General features: G+C 65.0%; 18 protein-coding genes. 6 read left to right on the forward strand and 12 right to left on the reverse strand.

Going from position 1 to position 20245, the window contains the following annotated elements; translation table 11 throughout:
* Window positions 1-256: 256 nt before the first annotated feature.
* From BLQ92_RS10800 to BLQ92_RS10835, 8 genes are all read right to left on the reverse strand, one after another.
* Window positions 257-970 (reverse strand): ABC transporter ATP-binding protein, encoded by a 714-nt coding sequence (locus tag BLQ92_RS10800; protein ID WP_090684220.1) that lies wholly within the window; start codon window positions 968-970, stop codon window positions 257-259.
* Window positions 967-1719 carry an ABC transporter ATP-binding protein gene (locus BLQ92_RS10805; RefSeq protein WP_090684222.1) on the reverse strand — a complete coding sequence of 251 codons (753 nt, stop codon included), beginning with the start codon at window positions 1717-1719 and terminating at the stop codon, window positions 967-969. The genes BLQ92_RS10800 and BLQ92_RS10805 overlap by 4 nt, the downstream gene beginning before the upstream one ends.
* On the reverse strand, window positions 1716-3035 hold the full coding sequence (locus tag BLQ92_RS10810) for a branched-chain amino acid ABC transporter permease (protein ID WP_090684224.1): 1320 nt from the start codon (window positions 3033-3035) through the stop codon (window positions 1716-1718). The genes BLQ92_RS10805 and BLQ92_RS10810 overlap by 4 nt, the downstream gene beginning before the upstream one ends.
* Entirely contained in the window at window positions 3028-3966 is a 939-nt protein-coding gene (locus BLQ92_RS10815) for a branched-chain amino acid ABC transporter permease (RefSeq protein WP_090684226.1), read from the reverse strand. The genes BLQ92_RS10810 and BLQ92_RS10815 overlap by 8 nt, the downstream gene beginning before the upstream one ends.
* Window positions 3967-3980: 14 nt before the next feature.
* Window positions 3981-4424, reverse strand: coding sequence for an acyl-CoA thioesterase (locus tag BLQ92_RS10820; protein ID WP_090684227.1), 444 nt, complete (start codon window positions 4422-4424; stop codon window positions 3981-3983).
* A 6-nt stretch (window positions 4425-4430) separates the two neighbouring features.
* Window positions 4431-4961: an NUDIX domain-containing protein gene (locus BLQ92_RS10825; protein ID WP_090684229.1), complete on the reverse strand. Its 531-nt coding sequence runs from the start codon at window positions 4959-4961 to the stop codon at window positions 4431-4433.
* A 57-nt stretch (window positions 4962-5018) separates the two neighbouring features.
* Window positions 5019-6050 carry a threonine aldolase family protein gene (locus BLQ92_RS10830; RefSeq protein WP_090684231.1) on the reverse strand — a complete coding sequence of 344 codons (1032 nt, stop codon included), beginning with the start codon at window positions 6048-6050 and terminating at the stop codon, window positions 5019-5021.
* Window positions 6051-6160: 110 nt separating this feature from the next.
* Entirely contained in the window at window positions 6161-7405 is a 1245-nt protein-coding gene (locus BLQ92_RS10835) for a YbfB/YjiJ family MFS transporter (protein ID WP_090684233.1), read from the reverse strand.
* Window positions 7406-7547: 142 nt separating this feature from the next.
* Between BLQ92_RS10835 and BLQ92_RS10840 the strand changes: the two genes are divergently transcribed.
* A complete protein-coding gene (locus BLQ92_RS10840) occupies window positions 7548-8468 on the forward strand; it encodes a LysR family transcriptional regulator (protein ID WP_090684235.1) in 921 nt (306 codons plus the stop codon).
* 277 nt (window positions 8469-8745) lie between these two features.
* On the opposite strand, the gene alaS is transcribed toward BLQ92_RS10840, so the two are convergent.
* Window positions 8746-11370 (reverse strand): alanine--tRNA ligase, encoded by a 2625-nt coding sequence (gene alaS, locus BLQ92_RS10845; protein ID WP_090684237.1) that lies wholly within the window; start codon window positions 11368-11370, stop codon window positions 8746-8748.
* A gap of 349 nt (window positions 11371-11719) precedes the next feature.
* On the opposite strand from alaS, the gene BLQ92_RS10850 reads away from it, so the two are divergent.
* A complete protein-coding gene (locus BLQ92_RS10850; RefSeq protein ID WP_090684239.1) occupies window positions 11720-12940 on the forward strand; it encodes a CaiB/BaiF CoA transferase family protein in 1221 nt (406 codons plus the stop codon).
* 9 nt (window positions 12941-12949) lie between these two features.
* Here BLQ92_RS10850 and BLQ92_RS10855 read toward each other — a convergent pair whose 3' ends face one another.
* Window positions 12950-13504: an RBBP9/YdeN family alpha/beta hydrolase gene (locus BLQ92_RS10855; protein WP_090684241.1), complete on the reverse strand. Its 555-nt coding sequence runs from the start codon at window positions 13502-13504 to the stop codon at window positions 12950-12952.
* Window positions 13505-13784: 280 nt separating this feature from the next.
* Between BLQ92_RS10855 and BLQ92_RS10860 the strand changes: the two genes are divergently transcribed.
* Both BLQ92_RS10860 and BLQ92_RS10865 read left to right on the forward strand, forming a co-directional pair.
* The gene (locus tag BLQ92_RS10860; protein WP_090684243.1) at window positions 13785-15494 is read left to right on the forward strand and encodes a glutamine--tRNA ligase/YqeY domain fusion protein; all 1710 of its coding nucleotides are present in this window, start codon (window positions 13785-13787) and stop codon (window positions 15492-15494) included.
* 48 nt (window positions 15495-15542) lie between these two features.
* On the forward strand, window positions 15543-16457 hold the full coding sequence (locus BLQ92_RS10865) for a transporter substrate-binding domain-containing protein (protein ID WP_090684245.1): 915 nt from the start codon (window positions 15543-15545) through the stop codon (window positions 16455-16457).
* A 94-nt stretch (window positions 16458-16551) separates the two neighbouring features.
* Here BLQ92_RS10865 and BLQ92_RS10870 read toward each other — a convergent pair whose 3' ends face one another.
* Window positions 16552-17001: an NUDIX hydrolase gene (locus BLQ92_RS10870; RefSeq protein WP_090684840.1), complete on the reverse strand. Its 450-nt coding sequence runs from the start codon at window positions 16999-17001 to the stop codon at window positions 16552-16554.
* A gap of 32 nt (window positions 17002-17033) precedes the next feature.
* Window positions 17034-17423 (reverse strand): hypothetical protein, encoded by a 390-nt coding sequence (locus BLQ92_RS10875; protein WP_090684247.1) that lies wholly within the window; start codon window positions 17421-17423, stop codon window positions 17034-17036.
* A gap of 283 nt (window positions 17424-17706) precedes the next feature.
* Here BLQ92_RS10875 and BLQ92_RS10880 point away from each other — a divergent pair, with 283 nt between their 5' ends.
* Both BLQ92_RS10880 and BLQ92_RS10885 read left to right on the forward strand, forming a co-directional pair.
* A complete protein-coding gene (locus BLQ92_RS10880; RefSeq protein WP_090684249.1) occupies window positions 17707-17937 on the forward strand; it encodes a hypothetical protein in 231 nt (76 codons plus the stop codon).
* A gap of 324 nt (window positions 17938-18261) precedes the next feature.
* The gene (locus BLQ92_RS10885) at window positions 18262-20202 is read left to right on the forward strand and encodes an AI-2E family transporter (protein WP_090684251.1); all 1941 of its coding nucleotides are present in this window, start codon (window positions 18262-18264) and stop codon (window positions 20200-20202) included.
* Window positions 20203-20245 lie beyond the last annotated feature (43 nt).

A 20245-nucleotide genomic window follows, 5' to 3' on the forward strand; every position in this document is an offset into this window, starting at 1 on the left:
CTCACCAAACGATCAAGCGTTTGAATCGGCTAGCCACCTCGCCGCGAAACCTTATGGAGGCTGCCGCCGGGCGGTTTTCAGAAATGGGATTCAAACACGGAGGAACGCGCCCGAGAGTGCCGCGTAGGCGTCGAGATCAGGCACGCGTGCGAAGAAAAGCGGAAACGACGCAAAGGCGATGTACCCGCAGTGCGGAAGAGTTACAGAAAAATCAGCAAAGCGACGCATACCGCAGTGCAATACATCCGGCATTACACTAGCCGACGCCCAGCCATTCCTGCATCACGTCGCGCCGTGCGTAAAACGCCTCGGGCGAGCCGTCGAAGACAATTTCGCCGTGGCCCATCACCGCTATCCGGCTTGCCAGTTGGTGCGCGATCGTGAGCCGCTGTTCGATCAGCAGCATCGCCACGCCTCGCTCGCGCAGCACGCGCAGACATTGCGCGACCTGTGCCACCACCTGTCCCGCGAGTCCTTCAGCCGGTTCGTCGATCACCAGCAGATCGGGATCGCCCAGCAGCGCACGCGCCAGCGACAGCATCTGCTGCTCGCCGCCGGACAGCGCGCCAGCCCGGGTGCGCCGGCGCTCGCGCAGCACCGGAAACAGCGTGTACGCGTCGTCGAAGGTGAAGTGCGGCGCCCGCCCTCGCGCTCGCGGCGCGACACCCAGTTGCAGGTTCTCATCCACGCTCAGGGCCGCGAAGACATCGCGATGCTCAGGCACGTAGCCAATTCCGAGGCGCGCGATTGCAAAGGTCGGCACGCCGATCAGCGAACGGTCCGCGAAGCGCAGCGTACCCTCGGCGCGCACCATGCCCATGATCGTGCGGGCCAGCGTCGAGCGCCCGGAGCCGTTGCGCCCCGCGAGCGCCACCACCTCCCCCGCGGCCACGCGCAAGTCGACTCCGTGCAGCACCTGGCTCGCGTCGTGCCATGCGCACAGTCCGGCGATCTCCAGCAAGGCGCTCATCGTGGCGCTCCGTCACCGAGGTAGGCGGCAAGCACCGCTTCGTTGGCGCGAATCGCAGCGGGCGTCCCCGTTGCGATCACGCGGCCCTGCACCAGCACCGAGATCCGGTCGGCGAGGCGGAACACCGCGTCCATGTCGTGCTCGACCATCAGCAAGGTGCGCCCTGCCGTGGTCTCGCGAATCAGCTCGATCGCGCGAGCCGCTTCAGCGCGGTTCATGCCGGCGGTCGGCTCGTCGAGCAGCAAGGTGTGCGCACCGCTCGCCAGCGCAATGCCGAGGTCGAGCGCGCGCTGCTCCGCGTAGCTCAAGGTGCCGGCCTGCACCGCGCGGCGCGCGCTCAGTCCGACGGCCTCCAGCACCGCTTCGGCACGGGCGTCGACTTCGCGCGAGCCGCTCCAGCGATGCCACCAGCGCGAGCGGTCCCGCTCGGCGATCGCCGTCGCGCAGCGCAGGTTGTCGAACACGCTCAGGCGGGCAAACACGCTCGTCGTCTGGAAACTGCGCGCCAGTCCGCGCCGGCTGATCGCCGGTGGCGTGAGGCGGTTCAAATCGACCCCGTAGAGTTCGATGCGTCCGGCGTCGGCTCGTGCGTTGCCGGCGATCAGATTGAAGAGTGTCGATTTACCCGCGCCGTTCGGACCGATCAGCGCGTGTCGTTCCCCCGGCTCCACCGCCAGATCGACACCGCGCAGTATCTGCGTCGCGCCAAAGCGTTTTTCGACGCCGCGTAGCGAAAGCGCCAAGGTCATGGCGAGCCTCCCTGGCCGCCAGGCTCGCGAGACAGGTTCATCCATGCCTGCCGTGCAGCGCGCGCGCCCAGCCAGCCGAGTCCCCCGAGCAAGCAAAGCGCTAGTGCCAGCCACGTGCCGGACCACATCGCATCGATCTGGAGTCCTGCCAATGATCCCCACTGCAGCCACTGCGGACGCTCACCGTTGTCCGCGCCGAACTGGACGGCATACGCCCATTGCACCGCCAGCACGCCGGCCAGCGTCCACAGCAGCAGCGCAGATGCGCCCAACAGCCAGGGCCGCAGGCAGCGCCGCCAGCCATGCACGGCAAGCCGTGCCGCCTGGGCCCGTCCCCAGCCGGTCAGGCCGTCAGGCGAAACGCTCACGACGACAATGAAGAACAGCCCCAGATACAGCAGCCAGGCGCGCGTCGCGTCGGCAATCACGACGCTAAAGAACGTCAGCACGATTGCCCCGGCCACCGGTCCGAAAAACGATGCGGTACCGCCGATCACCGTAGCGATCAGCACCGAACCCGAGCGCAGCATGCCGACGCTCTCGGTCGAGACCAGTTCGACATTGATGAGCCCAAGCGTCCCTGCGATGCCCGCAAAGAACGCCGACAACACGACGACACCGTAACGGATGCGCCACGGGTAGCAGCCGATCGCCGCCGCCCGCACGGGGTTGTCGCGCACCGCGTTGGCAAGCCGCATGAACGGCGTGCGCGACAACGCGTACAGCGCCACACAGGCGAGCAGGCACCAGAGCGCGATCAAACCATACGCTGCGCGCGCCGGACCAAAATTCCACGCGGTGAACCACAGACCGCTTGCACGATCGATCGGCACGCCGGCCTCGCCGCCGAACCAGTCGGGCAGTGTCCATGCCGCCGCGGCCACCAGCTCGCCAATGCCGAGCGTGATCATCGCGAATGCCGTCCCCGCGCGCCGCGTCGAGATCGCACCGAGCAGCACGCCGCACAGCGCGCCACCCAGGCCGCCGACGAGCGGCAGCAACGGGAGCGGCACACCAAACTGGTTGAAGACCCGCGCCGCGACGAGCGCGCCAAGCCCCGCATAGGCGGCGTGGCCGAACGACAGCAGCCCGGTTTCACCGAGCAGCAAGTTGTAGGAGAGCGCGAAAACGATCATCGTGGCGGTCTGCGCGAGGTACGCCAGCAACCAGCTTTGCGATCCGGCCACCAAGGGGGCCGCCAGAAACGCAATCAATGCGAACCAGAGCAGACGATGGCGCGAAGCAAGCGACCGCGTGGGCTCATCGGCGCCCCGGGTACGTCTGCGCGTGCGCTGTGCGTTGCGGAGCTCACGCATCGTTGTCGCGCTGTCCGAACAGCCCGCGCGGGCGCAGCGCCAGCATCGCGACGAGCAGCAGGTAGGGCAAGAGCGGCGCGAGTTGCGCAAGCGTGAGACCCTCCCAGGCGGGCGGCAGCGACTGCCCGAAGGTCGAGGTGATCTCGCCCAGCGACAGGTCGCTCGCGACCGCGAAGGTTTGCACACAACCGACGATCAGCGACGCCACCAGCGCCCCGCCCAGCGACCCCAGGCCGCCTATCACCACGACCACAAAAACGATCGAGCCGACCGACTCCGCCATCGCCGGTTCGATCACGAAGAGCGGCGCGCCGATCACGCCGGCGAGCGCGGCGAGCGCCGTGCCGACCGCAAACACCCCGGTGAACACGCGCGGCACGTTGTGCCCGAGCGCCTCGACGGCCGGGGCATGGGTCAACGCAGCCCGCACGATCAAGCCAGCCTTCGAGACGCGCAGCACCGCATACAATACGGCAAGCATGGCGACCGACACGGCCATCATGAACGCGCGATAACGCGGAAACGCTGCGCCGTACACCTTGAACAACGGCCCATCGAGCACCGCCGGCACGCTCGCCGTGAGCGCGGGCAAGCCCCATGCGAGCTTGACCGCTTCGCCGATCAGATAGGCGGCGCCGAAGGTCAGCAACAATTCGGCGAGATGACCGTGCGGCCGCACCCGGCGCAACAACCAGCGCTCCATGGCCGCGCCCGCGCACCCGACGACGAGCGGCGCAATCACCAGCGCACTCCAGAAGCCGGTGCGCGCCGCCACCGAGAATCCGACATACGCGCCGAGCATGTAGAAACTGGCGTGCGCAAAATTCAGCACGCCGAGCATGCTGAAAATCAGCGTCAAGCCGGCCGACAGCATGAACAGAAGCAGCCCGTAGCTGACGCCGTTGAGCAGGTTGATGACAAACGACTGCACGTGCGCGTCGTCCGTTACTGCGCGTGCACGACGAGCGCTTCGAGTGCCGTCCGCAACGCGTCTGGCAGCGCGACGGGCCGGCGCGTTGCGCGGTCGACGTAGACATGCACGAAATGGCCTTGCGCCGCCGGCTGCGTCTCGCCCTCCTTGAACAGGCCCACCTCGTAGCGCACGCTCGTCGAGCCGAGCCGCACCACCCGCAGGCCGGCTTCGACACGCTCCGGAAACACTAGCGGCGCGAAGTAATTGCACTGCGTCTCGACCACGAGGCCAATGGTCGCGCCGTGCTCGACATCCAGCACGCCGGCGCGAATCAGGTACTCGTTCACGACCGTGTCGAAATAGCTGTAGTAGACGACATTGTTCACGTGACCGTAGACATCGTTATCCATCCAGCGGGTCGTGATCGGCAGGAAGTGCGGGTAAGCGCTCCGTGGGGCGGGTGCAGGTTTGTTCATGCTCGATTACTGCCCGGGCCGTTCGACGAACTCGAACGGCAAGCCGCGCCGGCGCATGAACTCGCCGAGCGCCTGACCGGTGCCGGCGCGCCACGGCCGCAGCTTGGCCGGCTCGACCAGCCGGTATTCGAGCAGCTCCGGCGACAAGGCGATCGTGCCGTAAGCCTTCACGTGATACGCGATGATCAGTTCGTTCTTGCGAATGAACTCATACACGCCGATCAGTTCGACCGTTTCGGCATGCAGCGAAGTCTCTTCCCGCACTTCGCGCGCAATGCCCTCCTCCGGCGTCTCACCGTTCTCCATAAAACCGGTGATCAGTGCGAAGGTGCCTTCGGGCCACGCAGCATTGCGCGCCAGCAGGATCTTGCCTTCGTACTCGACAATCGCGGCCACCACCGGCAGCGGATTGTTCCAATGGACGTAGCCGCAGGTGTCGTCAGGGCACGCCTGGCGGATGCGGCCGCCTTCGTGTTCAGGGTCGGCGCGTTCGACGAGAGGCGTAGCGCAGCGGGGACAGAATCGGTAGTCACTCATGGTGGGCGGGGAATCGTCTCTTGGTGTGTCGTTGTGGTGTTGGGTTGCGTGTGGTTCTCAGGCTGCGCACAGTTCGCGCACCTGGGCCGCGAAGCGTTCGACCGTTTCGGGCTGGGTGTCCCACGCGCACATCAGCCGGCAACCGCCCGCGCCGATGAATTCGTAGAACTTCCAGCCGTGCGAGCGCATCGCCTTGGCCACATGGGTGGGCAACTGCGCGAACACGGCATTCGATTCGGTCGGGAACATGATGCTGACGCCCGGGATCTCGGCAAGACGCGATTCCAGTAATTTCGCCATCGCATTGGCGTGACGCGCATTGCGCAGCCACACGTCACCGTCGAGCAGGCCAAGCCACGGCGCCGAGATGAAGCGCATCTTCGAAGCGAGTTGTCCGGCCTGCTTGAGGCGATAGGCGAAATCGTCCGCGAGCGCGCGGTCGAAGAACACCACCACCTCGCCCACCGGCAAGCCGTTCTTGGTGCCGCCGAAGCACAGCACGTCGACCCCAGCGCGCCAGGTGATTTCCGATGGATGCACGTCGAGCGCGGCCACCGCATTGGCGAAGCGCGCGCCGTCCATGTGGACCTTCAGGTGACGGCGCTTCGCAATCGCAGCGATCGCGCGGACTTCTTCGACGCTATAGACGGTGCCCACTTCGGTGGACTGCGTGAGCGTCACGACCTTCGGCTTCGGGTAGTGGATGTCGGCACGCCGGGTGACGACGGCCTCGATCGCATCGGGCGTCAGCTTGCCGCCGATGCCCGGTGCGGTCAGCAATTTCGAGCCGTTCGAGAAGAACTCCGGACCGCCGCACTCATCGGTTTCGATATGTGCGAGCTCATGGCAGATCACCGAGTGGTACGACTGGCACAGCGACGCGAGGGCCAGCGAATTGGCCGCCGTGCCGTTGAACACAAAGAAGACTTCGCAGTCGGTCTGAAACAGGTCGCGCAAACGGTCGCAGACCTGCTGGGTCCAGGAGTCGTCACCGTACGCGGGTTCGTGGCCGCTGTTGTTGGCGGCGATCAGCGCATTGAGCGCTTCAGGACAAATGCCCGCGTAGTTGTCGGAGGCAAAATGTTGCATGGCTGGCAAAGCGCCCGGCGACGGGTGCTGGAGATGACCGGAAAGCGGTCATTTTAGTGCGCCAGCCGCTAAATTGTTTTTCACCGGTGAGATTAAAGGCTGCTTGAGCGCTATTCTCGATGCGGCCGATGCGCTACCCACGTCAGGCCTAGCGCACCGAGCAGCAAAGCGCCGGCTGCAAGCCACAGCGCAGGCGAGAACGAACCGGTATGGACGGCAATCGGCGCGGCCACCAGTGGCCCGATGATCTGCCCCACACCATAGGCCGCGGTTGCATACCCCATCAGACCGGCAGCGTGATCGCCCCGCAGGCGGCGCGCCTCGCGCATCGCGAACAGAGTGATGGCAGTGAACGGCAGACCGATCAGCATGCTGCCGAGCGCGAAACCGCCTGCCGTCGGCCAGACGATGCCCGATGCCACGCCCGCTGCCTGCAGGACGTAGCAGGCGGCCAGCAGGTTCCGGTTGTCCCAGTGGTGCGGCAGACGCGCGGCGCCCAGTGCACCGACGATCAGCGCGAGGCCGAACATCGGCCAGAACAGGTCGGGCCACGCGGAACCCGGCAGCGCATGGCGGGCAATCACCGGCAGGAAAGTCGCGGTGATGATGTAGCCGAAGCCCGGCACGCCGTACAGCGCGACTAGCCAGAAGGCATCGGCGCGGTGTGGGGGCCTGGCGGAGGAAGTCGTTGCGGGGGCTGCCGGCGAGGCCGGATGCGTTGTGCTCTCCCCGCTTGCAGATACCGCGGCGGGCAGCCCTGCGGGCGCGGCCACAAACACCCGCCAGACCAGCACTGACAGCACCGCCGCGGCCAACCCGAAGCCTAGCCAGCCTGCCGTCGCCCCAAGGCGTCCCGCGATGCTCACGAACAGCCCGGTCGCGACAATCCCCACACCCGGCCCGGTATAAATCAACCCGGCCCACTGATGCGAACCCAGTTCGGCAAGCCGCCGCAGCCCCCATTGCGACGCGAACACAAAGGTCCAGGCGCTGACCACACCGGCCACGAAGCGCACGATTGCCCAGATCCAGAATTGATTCGTCAGACCCATCACCAGGGTCAGCAGCACGGTCACAGCCAGTCCCACTCGCACCATCCGCGCTGGTTCGACACGCAGCGCCGCGCAGGTCACCGCACCGACGAAATAGCCGGCGTAGTTACACGACGCGAGCCAGCCGCCGTGACGAATGTCGAGCCCGCCGCCATGCAGCATCAACGGCAGGAGCGGCGTAAAGGCGAAGCGCCCGATGCCGAGCGCCACCGCCAGCACGATCATGCAGGCGATTGCGGCCTCACGCGCGGGGTGAGTTCCAGCCGAAGCGGCGAAGGCACGAGTGGGGGCGAGATTGTTCATACGGCATCCAGAAAGTCAGATACGGCGGAAATCCGGGGGCAGATGCGGGCGTGCGCGCCAACCCCCTTCAAACCATCATAGCTTGACGTTTGAATCATGAAAAATGAATAATATGGATGTGAATGATCACATGGAGAGAATCATGGATCTGGCTGCATTGACGATTTTTCGCGCCGTGGTGCGTGAGAACGGCGTCACGCGCGCTGCCGCGAAGCTCAATCGGGTGCAGTCGAACGTGACGACCCGTATCAAGCAGCTCGAAGAGCAGCTTGGCGTCGAACTGTTCATCCGCGACGGCCGCCGGCTCGTGCTCACGCCCGCCGGCGAAACCTTGCTGCCCTACGCCGAACGGCTGCTCGCGCTCGCCGATGAGGCGCGCCATGCAGTACGCGAAGACCGTCCGAGCGGCCGGCTGCGCCTGGGCACCATGGAAAGCGTGGCGGCGAGCCGCTTGCCTGGGCTGCTTGCGCACTATCACCAGAGCTGGCCCGAGGTCGAACTCGAACTGGAAACCGGCACGACCGGCTGTCTGATCGAACGGGTGCGGGCGTTCGAAGTGGACGCCGCGCTGGTCGCCACCCCGCTCGAGCCGGACTGGGCCGGCGAGCTGTTCGAAACCGTCCCTGTGTTCCGCGAAGAACTGGTGATGCTGACGCCGCGCGGCCATCGGCCGATTCGCGAGGGGCGCGATATCGCGCTGTCGACGCTGATTGCGTTCGAGCGCGGCTGCGCGTATCGCAGCTACGTCGAGAAGTGGTATACGGAGCACGGCATCCGCCCGGCGCGGGTGCTGGAGCTCGGCTCCTATCATGCGATCGTCGCGTGCGTGGCTGCGGGAGCGGGCGTGGCGGTCGCGCCGCGCTCAGTGCTCGACCTGCAGCACGATCTGAACAACATCGCGGTGCATTCGCTCGGCGACCTGGGCACGATCGATACGCTACTGGTCTGGCGGCGCGGGCACTTCTCGTCGGCGCTCAAGGCATTGCGCGAGACCCTGCTGGCCAACAGCAATTTGCCGCAGCCGGTGGCCGGGGAAGCCGAGGTGGGATTGCAGACGGCGTAAAGGTTGGAGCCTGGCTTAGGACGCGACGCTTGCAGGTAGCTATGGATACGCCTGTACCGGCACTAACGCCAACGCCAACGCCAACGCCAACGCCAACGCCAACGCCAACGCCAACGCCAACGCCAACGCCAACGCCAACGCCAACGCCAACGCCAACGCCAATAAGCGAGCGTAAGCCTCACCAAAACAAAAGAGCCGCGAGTTTTTAAGCTCGCGGCTCTTTTATTTCAGAAGCCCCGCTACAGCACGAGGCACTCCGAATGTTTGACGACTGCGCTTACAACTGCGCTTCGACCCAGCCCTTCACGCCGGCGAGCGCCGCCGGCAGATTCGCCGGTTCGGTGCCGCCTGCCTGGGCCATATCGGGACGGCCACCGCCCTTGCCGCCCACCTGTTGCGCGACGAAGTTGACCAGTTCGCCAGCCTTCACTTTCTTGCTCGCATCCGGCGTCACGCCAGCGATGAGGCTGACCTTGCCGCCTTCAACCGAAGCCAGCACGATGGCGGCGTTCTTCAGCTTGTCCTTCAGCTTGTCGACCGTTTCGCGCAGCGTCTTGACGTCCGCGCCATCGAGCGTGGCGGCCAGCACGTGCACGCCGCCCACTTCGATTGCCTGGCCGGCCAGTTCGTCGCCCTGGCTCGAAGCCATCTTCGACTTGAGCGCACCGAGTTCCTTCTCCAGCGCCTTCACCTGGTCCTGCACCTGGACGATGCGCTGCGTCAGCTCGGAAGGTTGCGCCTTCAGGGCCGCGGCGGCTGTGTTGAGGCGGGCGTCGAGTTCCTGCACGTAGCGCACCGCGTTGTCGCCGGTGATCGCTTCCACGCGACGGATACCGGCTGCGACGCCGCCTTCCATCACGATCTTGAAGAAGCCGATATCGCCGGTGCGACGCACGTGCGTACCGCCGCACAGTTCGCGCGAGAAGCCGAGGTCGAGCACGCGCACTTCGTCGCCGTACTTTTCGCCGAACAGCGCCATGGCGCCGCCCTTCACGGCTTCGTCGAACGGCATGACGCGCACGATGCCCGGCGCGTTCGCCAGTACTTCGGCGTTGACGATGGCTTCGACCTGACGGATCTGCTCGTCGGTCATCGGTGCGTTGTGCGCGAAGTCGAAACGGGTCTTGTCCGGATCGACCAGCGAGCCCTTCTGCTGCACGTGCGAACCGAGCACTTCACGCAGCGCCTTGTGCATCAGGTGGGTGGCCGAGTGGTTGCGCTCGGTGCGGGCACGGCGCACTGCGTCGACTTCCGCCTTCACGACGTCGCCGACCTTCAGCGTGCCCTGCTCGAGTGTGCCGTGGTGGCCGACCACATCGGCTTGCACCTTCAGCGTGTCCGCCACTGCAAAGCGCACGCTCGCGTTGGCGAGCAGGCCTGCGTCGCCAACCTGGCCGCCGGATTCCGCGTAGAACGGCGTGTGATCGAGCACGACCACTGCCTGCTGGCCGTGCGTCACTTCCTTGACCGAAGCGCCATCCACATACAGCGCGATCACCTTCGCGTCGTCGAAGACGATCTGTTCGTAGCCGTGGAACGTGGTCTTCGCGCCCGAGTACTCGAGGCCCTGCGCCATCTTGAACTTGCCGGCCGCACGCGCCTGGTCGCGCTGGCGCGCCATGGCTTCGTCGAAGGCGGCCTCGTCGACCGTCACTTCGCGTTCGCGGCACACGTCCGCCGTCAGGTCCAGCGGGAAGCCGTAAGTGTCGTGCAGCTTGAATGCGAGTTCGCCGTCGAGCGTCTTGCCGCCCTTCGCGTCCAGATCAGCCAGCGCGCTTTCGAGAATCGACATGCCGTGCTCGATGGTCTCGAAGAAGCGCTCTTCTTCCTGACGCAGCACGTCGGTCACGCGTTGTTCAGCTTCCTTCAGTTCGGGGTAAGCCTCGCCCATCTGCGCGACCAGATCGGCCACCATGCGATGGAAGAACGAACCTTTCTTGCCCAGCTTGTAGCCATGACGGATGGCACGGCGCACGATGCGGCGCAGCACGTAGCCGCGGCCTTCGTTGCCCGGAATCACGCCGTCGACGATCAGGAACGAGCAGGCGCGGATGTGATCGGCGATCACCTTAAGCGAGTTGTTGCCCAGGTCCGTCACGCCGGTTTCGCGGCCCGCAGCCTTGATGAGCGCCTGGAACAGGTCGATCTCGTAGTTGCTGTGCACGTGCTGCAGAACGGCTGCAATACGCTCCAGACCCATGCCGGTGTCGACGCACTGCTTGGGCAGCGGCGTCATGTTGCCTTGCGCGTCGCGGCTGAACTGCATGAACACGAGATTCCAGATCTCGATGTAACGGTCGCCGTCTTCCTCAGGAGACCCCGGCGGGCCACCCCACACGTCCGGGCCGTGGTCGTAGAAGATTTCCGAGCACGGACCGCACGGCCCGACGTCGGCCATCTGCCAGAAGTTGTCCGAGGCGTAGCGCGCGCCCTTGTTGTCGCCGATGCGGATGATGCGCTCGACCGGCACGCCCACTTCCTTCGCCCAGATGTCGTGCGCTTCGTCGTCTTCGTGGTAGACCGTGACCCACAACTTGTCTTTGGGCAACTGGTAGACGCCCGTCAGCAGCTCCCACGCGTAGAGGATCGCGTCGCGCTTGAAGTAGTCGCCAAACGAAAAGTTGCCGAGCATCTCGAAGAACGTGTGGTGACGCGCGGTGTAGCCGACGTTTTCAAGGTCGTTGTGCTTGCCGCCGGCGCGCACGCTGCGCTGCGCGGTCGTGGCACGCGAGTACGGACGCGATTCCGCGCCGAGGAACACATCTTTGAACTGCACCATGCCCGAATTGGTGAAGAGCAGCGTCGGGTCGTTGCCGGGCACAAGGCTCGACGAGCGAACGATCGAATGGCCCTTCGATTCGAAGAACTTGAGGAATTTCTCGCGGATTTCGGCGGCTTTCATAGCGTACTGGGGGACGGTCCTGGCTGGATCTGGCGACATCCGAGGGTGACATCTGGGATGCGCCAACCGAAGGTTGCTTAAACGACTGATTATACGGGATCGGCGCCCTTGCGAGGCGGCGCTGGGCGCCTCGCAAGCAGGATTAGCCGTTCGGCCAGGTTTTGGCCCCTGTTGCCGGGTTGGCGCGCGTGTCATTCGTCTTATGCCGTCCAGCCGAATGTGACCGCATGCGGGAATCGCTTAAGATTCTGCACATCGATGCCATGACAGCATCCGTACTTTCACCAGAACGCGCCCCTAACGGCGCGGCGGCCTCGCAGTTCGGCCAATATGGAGACAACGACACACTATGGGCGCTCTCAATCATATCCGCGTGCTGGACCTCACCCGCGTGCTCGCCGGCCCGTGGTGCGCACAGACGCTCGCCGACTTCGGCGCGGACGTCATCAAGATCGAACGCCCGGAAGTCGGCGACGACACGCGCCACTGGGGCCCCCCGTACCTGAAGACGCCGGACGGCGCGGATACCCATGAGGCCGCCTACTACCTCGCGGCGAACCGCAACAAGCGCTCGGTCACCGTGGACATCGCCACAGCCGAAGGGCAGCGCATCATCCGCGAGCTGGCCGCCCAAAGTGACGTGGTATTGGAGAACTACAAGGTCGGCCAACTGAAGAAATACGGCCTCGACTATGCCTCGCTGCGGGAAATCAGGCCGGACATCGTCTACTGCTCGGTAACGGGCTTCGGGCAGACCGGGCCGTATGCGCAGCGGGCCGGCTACGACTTCATCGTGCAGGGCATCGGCGGCTTCATGAGCATCACCGGCGAGCGCGACAGTCTGCCCGGCGGCGGTCCGCAAAAGGCCGGCGTGGCCATCGCGGATCTGATGACCGGCATGTATTCAACGATTGCCGTGCTCACCGCGCTCACGCACCGCGACCGCACGGGCGAAGGCCAGTACATCGACATGGCGCTGCTCGACGTGCAGGTCGCGATGCTGGCGAACATGAACTCGAACTTCCTCGCGAGCGGCCAGCCGCCGGCACGCTGGGGCAATGCGCACCCGAACATCGTGCCCTACCAGACCTTCCAGACCAGCGACGGCTGGATCATCGTGGCGGTCGGCAACGACGGCCAGTTCCGCAAGTTCGTCGAGGCCGGCAGCCGCCCGGAGTTGGCCGACGACGAGCGCTTCGCCACCAACCCGGCCCGGGTGCGCAATCGCGACACGCTGGTGCCGATCCTTGCGGAGATGGTCCGCACGCTCGGCAAGCAGCAGTGGATTGCCGCGCTCGAAGCCGCCGGTGTGCCGTGCGGGCCGATCAACGATCTGGCGGAGGTGTTCGAGAACGAGCAAGTGGTGGCGCGAGGCATGCGGGTCGATCTGCCGCATCCGTCCGGCGGCACCGTCAAGCTGGTGCGCAATCCGATCAATATGAGCGGCACCCCACCGCAGGCGCTGGCCCACCCGCCCACGCTCGGCGAGCATACGGACAGCGTTCTGCGCGACGTGCTGGGCTACGACGACGAGCGGATTGCGGCACTGCGCGCGCAAGCGGTGATCTGAAAGCCGCACTCATTCGCCCTGGGCCGCCTCGAGCAGCCAGCGCCGCCCTTCATCCCAATCGCCGAGGCCGCTGTCGGCATTGATATGGCCGCGTGCGCCGATTTCGCGCCAGCGGCTGCCCCACGCGGCAGCACATGCCTGCGAAAACGGCACGCCGCCATACGGATCGTCGGTACTCGCAACCACGACGCTCGTAAACGGCAGCGGTTCAAGCGGCAGCAGCGCGAAACCGCTGGCATCCTGCGGAAAGTCCTGGCCTGCCGGGTCAGGCACCGCCACCAGCAGCGCAGCGCTCACTTTAGCCAGGCTCCCGGCGCTCGCGTACTGCGCCGCCCAGAAAGCCACCGCGAGACATCCCAGGCTGTGCGCGGCGAACGCAACCGGGCCATGTGCGGCATTCACCGCCGCCTCCAGCGTCCGGCACCAGGCGTCGCGCACCGGATGATCCCAATCCGGCATCTGGACACGCTCAAACCCGGCATCCAAGCCTTCCCAGCGGGTTTGCCAATGCCCCTCGCCCGAGTTCATATAACCTGGCAACACCAATACCTTTTGCTCGCTCATCGCGCCTCCTCGTGGCTATGCGGCTCCCGTCCAGCCGGCTATTGGAACACACGATCCGCGCCCGTACCGCACGCTCCGGCACCGTGCCGGCCCCATTCCAAAGGGGGCGCTCACCCGTCAACCAGGCGATTTACCTCCGCTTGCGGCATGCAAGCGTGTGCAAAAAGCCCCCGATCGTTGGCTGGAAGCCGCACTCAGTCTGCCGGAAGGGTGGTCGTCAGGTAGAATCGACGGATAAGTGAGCGCACTGCGCGCCCTCGACCGACTTTCTCCATCTCGCATGAATACCGAACGCAACGACGCGCCAGCGGCATCCAATTTCATCCGCAACATCATTGACGAAGACAACCGCTCAGGAAAGTGGGGCCAGCGCGTGGAAACGCGTTTCCCGCCCGAGCCGAACGGTTATCTGCACATCGGCCACGCCAAGAGCATCTGCCTGAACTTCGGCGTGGCGCGCAGCTACGGCGGCATCTGCCACCTGCGTTTTGACGATACCAATCCGGAAAAGGAAAGCGTCGAGTACGTCGAATCGATCATCGACGCCGTGGAGTGGCTCGGCTTCGAGTGGAAGAAGGACGGCAACGAGCATCTCTACTACGCCAGCGACTACTACGACAAACTGTACGAGTTCGCCGAGTTGCTGATCCAGCGCGACAAGGCCTATGTAGACAGCCAGTCGGCCGAAGAAATGCGCGCCAATCGCGGCTCGGCCACCGAGGTAGGCACGCCTTCGCGGTTCCGCGAGCGTTCGGTAGAGGAGAACCTCGATCTGTTCCGCCGCATGAAAGCCGGCGAGTTCAAGGAAGGCGAACACGTGCTGCGCGCGAAGATCGACATGGCGTCGCCGAACTTCAACATGCGCGACCCGGTCATCTACCGGATCCGTTTCGCCCATCATTACCGTACCGGCGACAAGTGGTGCGTGTACCCGATGTACGACTACACGCACTGCATTTCGGACGCGCTCGAGAACATCACGCATTCGCTGTGCACGCTGGAGTTCGAAGACCACCGGCCGCTCTACGACTGGATCCTGAACGAACTGGCCGAAGCTGGCATCTTCACCCGCCCGCTGCCGCAGCAAATCGAGTTTTCGCGTCTGAACCTGACGTATGCGATCACCAGCAAGCGCAAGCTGCTGCAACTCGTCACCGAAGGCCACGTGGACGGCTGGGACGACCCGCGCATGCCGACCATTGTCGGCGTGCGCCGCCGCGGCTTCACGCCGGAGGCGATCCAGTTGTTCTGCGAGCGCATCGGCGTGACCAAGGTCGATTCGTGGATCGACATGAGCGTGTTCGAAGGCGCGCTGCGCGATGACCTCGACGCCAAGGCACCGCGCACGGCCGCCGTGCTCGACCCGCTCAAGCTGATCATCGACAACTTCCCGGAAGGCGTCACCGAGGAATGCAACGCGCCGGTGCATCCGCATCATCCGGAGCACGGCACGCGCGTGTTCCCGATCTCGCGCGAACTGTGGATCGAGCGTGACGACTACAACGAGACCCCGCCCAAAGGCTACTTCCGTCTGTTCCCGGGCAACAAGGTGCGTCTGCGTTACGGCTACGTGATCGAGTGCACGGGCGCGGACAAGGACGAGAACGGGAACGTGATCGCCGTCCATTGCAATTACTTCCCGGACAGCAAATCGGGCACCGAAGGCGCGAACAGCTACAAGGTCAAGGGCAATATCCACTGGGTCAGCGCCGTGGGCGCGTGCCCGGCCGAAGTGCGCATCTATGACCGCCTGTTCAAGGAACCGCAGCCGGACGCAGGCGGGCGCGACTACCTCGAGGCGCTCAATCCCGATTCGAAGCGGGTGGTCAACGCCTACCTGGAACCGGGCGCACGCGACGCGCTGCCGGAACAGCGCTATCAGTTCGAACGGCATGGCTACTTCGTCGCCGACCGCGTCGATTCGAAGCCGGGCAAGCCAGTGTTCAACCGCATCGTGAGTTTGCGCGACAGTTGGGGCAAGCCGGCGTAAGCTGAGTGGGATGAGCGTGACGGTGCGCGCACTGCTTCCGGAGGAACGATGAGGTTTGCAGCCTGCCATCCGTCACGTCGACACATCATGCTCGCCGCGCTCGCGGCGGCATGCCTCGCCTCCTCTGCACAGGCGCAGGAACTCACCGGTACGCTCAAGAAGATCCATGACGACGGCATCGTCGCGCTCGGCGTGCGCGAAGCGTCGATCCCCTTCTCCTATTTCGACGGCCAGGGCACGGTAGGTTATTCGCAGACCATTGCCCTCGCCATCGTCGAACAGATCAAGAAAACGCTCGCACTGCCCGAGCTCAAGGTGCGCGAAGTCCCTGTCACCTCGTCGAACCGCATCCCGATGCTGCAGAACAACCAGATCGATCTGGAATGCGGCTCCACCACCCATACGCACGAACGCGAAAGTGAAGCGGCCTTCTCCAACAGTTTCTTCCAGTATGCAGTACGCATGATCGTGCGTCGCAGTAGCGGCATCGTGGATTTTCCGGACCTGGCCGGCAAGGCAGTGGTGACGACCGCAGGTACCTCGGACGAGCGCTTATTGCGGGAGTTGAACGGCGAGAAACATCTCAATATGCGCATTACCAGCGTGCGCGATCATCCGGACGCGTTCGCCGCGGTCAAAGATGGCCGCGCCGCGGCCTTCGTCATGGACGAGCCGATTGTGTATGGCTTCAAGGCGACCGACCCGCGCCCCGACGATTTTGTGGTGACGGGTACGCCGCTTGGCTACGAGGTGTATGCCTGCATGTTCCGCAAAGGCGACGCGCCGATGCGCGAGTTGGTAAACGGTGTGATCGAGCGGATGCAGACCTCCGGGGAAGCGGAGCGTCTCTATAACGTGTGGTTCACGCAGCCGATTCCGCCCCACGGAATCAACCTCAATTTCCCGCTGTCTGCGGCGATGCGCACGCTGTTCGCGCATCCGAACGATCGCGCGCTCGACTGACCGAGTTTCGCTCTCACCTACGATGCTTGAGCCCGGCTTGGGGACGAGCCTGGCTTGCGGGCTGCGCCTGGCTTCATGCCATGCGCGGCCTCACTCACAGACTGCGATGCAACTCCGTCAACGACAGGGTCGTGTCGAACAGACGCGTCAAACTGCGGCTCGCATAGCGTTCGACCTCTTCCGGCGCGGCCCAGCGGTACGCGTCCATTTCGGGAATCAGCGTGCCGTCCGAGCGGCGTGGAAACATCGACGTGCAGACGCATTGCGACAAGTCGAGTTCGTCGGCATGAGCCCGCGCGGCGAACAGATGCAGGTCCTTGTCGCGCCGGTAAACGAACAGGCCCAGGTCCTTCAGACGCTCGGCGGCGATCACGAGGCCGGTCTCCTCGACCATCTCGCGCAGCGCCGTCACATGCGGCGCCTCGCCCTCCTCGCCATGCCCTTTCGGGATATCCCAATGAGACGTCTCGGTGGCATGCGCGAGCAACACGCGGCCGTGCGGATCGAGCAGCACGACGCCGCAGGACACCACCCGTGCGCTAATAGCTGCAGCCATCGCGCGCTTCCTGGTTCCGCTCAACTCTTCTTCTGCAGATGCCACAGGCCGCTCGCTTCGCGGCAGAACTGCGGGCGCAGCGACACCGACTGCCCCTTCGCATTGAGCACCACGCCCACATCGCGGCAGGTGCGGTCCCCGTCTTTCGACGTGCTCTGCGGCGTAATGGTCGCGTCGATGCGGATTGAATTACCGGTGCCTTCGTTCACCCAGTTGGCGGATTCGCCGTCCTGCCTGGCATCGAGCGCGCCCAGCACGGCAGCCTTGATCGAGTCAATGTCGCGCTGCTTCATGTAGCTGATCGGCGTATCGCTAAGGAAGCCGAGATTCGCCGCATAGGCGCCGACGGATGCCGCCAGCAGCAAGCCGCCCACGGTCGCGTGAAACAAGGCACGGGTTCGCATCGACATTGAGTATTCTCCTCGAGAGATCGTTCGGGCGGTCACGAAGCGGTTCGTGATCTGGACCTGAAAAGCATAGCATGAGGTACTCGTGCGAGAGACTCAGCCCGTCATGTCGGCGTCGTTTTCATACGTCAACGTTGACCTGCCTGGCTGGCGGCAGTGCGATGGCTTCGGCACGCGTCGTTTCGCGTCAAGCGGTTTTCAGACTCGTCTCATGGTCGCAGCCGCGGCGAATTCATAAGATTGGCTGTTCGGCGCGAAAAGTCGCGCATCACACTCTGCCGCTGTCATGGACTTCTCATTCGCTCTCAAGTCGTTTTCTGTTGTGCTCGCGCTCTTTTGCATCGCACTTGTGCCGTTCTTTGTACGGCGCGATCCGGCGCCGGTGCATAGCATCGTCCACATCGAGGCGCTGCCGCGGCCGGAATGGCCGAGCCTCCTGACCCGTATGGGCAGCGCCACACTGCTCGCGTCGTTTGTGCTGCTCGTGGGCGGCTGCTATCTGCTGATCAAGGGCTGATCGACGTCTTCGCGCTGGCTGATCCACAGCCAGCCCTATCCTCAAGCGGCGAACCCCAGCTGCACCGCTCTCCTGCCGCTGAACTGCACCAGTCGGCCCTCTCCCCACTCCCTTAGACTCACGCAGCTCGCCCATCAGGATGCCGAAGCGATCGAGGCATCCTCGGCCGATTGGGCTCCGCATCCGATTGCCGCAACGGCATGCCGTAAGCGCGCCGACTGACAGAAGCTGCGCCCCGGGCGTGTGGATTGCTATGCTTCGCAGTTGTATCCTCGAAGCCTTGAGGGAGCGCTCACGCATCCCGCCAACCGGATTGTCATCAACATGAAACTCTCGCTGCCGCCGCACGGACGGCCCAATCGCGTGTATCCGCCCGGCGCGCCCAGCCTGCATGGCCTCGCGTCGGTGATCACCGGGGTCGTCGTGGTCTGCGGATTGTATTTCGGCCGCGCGGTCCTGATTCCGATCACGCTGTCAGTGCTGCTGAGTTTCCTGCTCGCGCCGCTAGTGGCGGCGCTGCGGCGCCTGCGGATGGGCCAGTTGCCATCCATCTTCATCGCGGTGTTTTTCGCCTTGGCTATCGTCCTCGGCGCGGGCGCGCTAATCGCGGCGCAGATCGTGCAGCTCGCGGCCGATCTGCCGCAGTACCAGGTCGCGATTGAACGCAAGATCGAAACCGTGCAGGAAAAGACCGTCGGCCGCGCCGATGTCCTGCTCGGCAAGGCCGCGCTCACGCTGCAGCGGGTCGCACCCTCGCGCCCGGCGCCGCCGCGCAGCTTCGGCAAGGCGAGCCGGAACGCCCCGGCCGCTCCCCTACCCGTCGAGGTTCACGAGCCGGCGCTGACGCCCATGCAACTGGCGCAACGGGCGTTTTCGCCGGCTATCGCCCCGCTCGAGACGACCTTCATCGTGCTGGTCGTCACCATTTTTATCCTGTTGCAACGCGAGGACTTGCGCGACCGGCTGATCAGCCTGTTCGGCTCGCGCGACCTGCATCGCACCACCACCGCCATCAACGACGCGGCAAGCCGCCTGAGCCGCTACTTCGTCGCGCAACTCGGGCTGAATCTGAGCGTGGGCGCGGTGCTCGCCATCGGCCTCGCCGGCATTGGCGTGCCGGGGGCCTTGCTGTTCGGCGTGGTCGCCGCGCTGTTGCGCTTCGTGCCGTACATCGGCATATGGATCGCCGCGTTGCTGGCCGTATGCCTGGCCGCCGCCATTCAGCCGCAATGGACCATGGCGGTGTGGACTTTGGTGCTGTTCGTGGTGGTGGATCTGGTAGCGGGTCAGGTCGCGGAGCCGCTCCTGTACGGCCGCCGCTCCGGCCTCTCGCCGCTCGCGGTAGTGGTGGCGGCGATCTTCTGGAGCTGGTTGTGGGGCCCGGTCGGCCTGGTGCTGTCTACGCCGCTTACACTGTGCGTCGTGACGCTGGGACGCTATGCGGACCGCCTCAACTTCCTCACGATCCTGCTCGGCGACCAGCCGGCGCTGACGCCCGCGCAGACCTTCTATCAGCGGCTGCTGGCGGATGACCCGCATGAGGCGATCGTGCAGGCGGACCGCTTGCTCGGCGAGATGTCGGTGCTCGACTACTACGATCACGTCGCGCTCGAAGGACTGCGCCTCGCTCGAAACGACGCGCTGCGCGGCGTGCTGACCGCAGAACAGCTGGTGCGCTTCAACGAATCAGTGGTCGATATCATCGAGAATCTGGAAACGGTGCAAGGCGTCCCTGACAATCTCGGCGCACATGAGCCCGATGATGCAGCACACGCTCACGGCCGCACCGAGCCGCACTACGGCGGCACAACCGGGATCGCGGACGCAGCGCATGCGGTAGGCGCAACGGGCGTGTTGTGCATCTCGGGACGCGGTGCGTTTGACGAAGTGGCCGCTGCGATCGCCGTGCAATTGCTCGGGCGGCAGAAGATCGCCACCGTCGCGACGACCTATGAACAGTTCCGCAACGGCCGCAGCGAAGCCCAGGCCGCGCAGCAAAGCCCAGGCGAAAACACCCCGGTTATCTGCATCGTTTCGCTCGACGCAGCCGAATCGCCTCCGTATTTGCGCAACCTGTTGCGCCGGATCGGCAATCAACCCAGCGCCACGACGGTGATCGTCGGGCTTGGTGGGCTCTCGGAAGGCGCCCCGGAGACTGCCACGGGCAGCACGCGCAATGCCACCTCGTTCCGCGGCCTGATAGAGGAATGCCGCGCGGCGACGTTGGCAACGGCACGTCATGAGCAGGCTCAAGGCGCGGCTTGAAACCGCCGCGCAGGCGCTCGAGGCCATCGTGCCCGTTAGCGCC

This window comes from Paraburkholderia phenazinium, assembly GCF_900100735.1.
Classification (GTDB): Bacteria; Pseudomonadota; Gammaproteobacteria; order Burkholderiales; family Burkholderiaceae; genus Paraburkholderia; species Paraburkholderia phenazinia.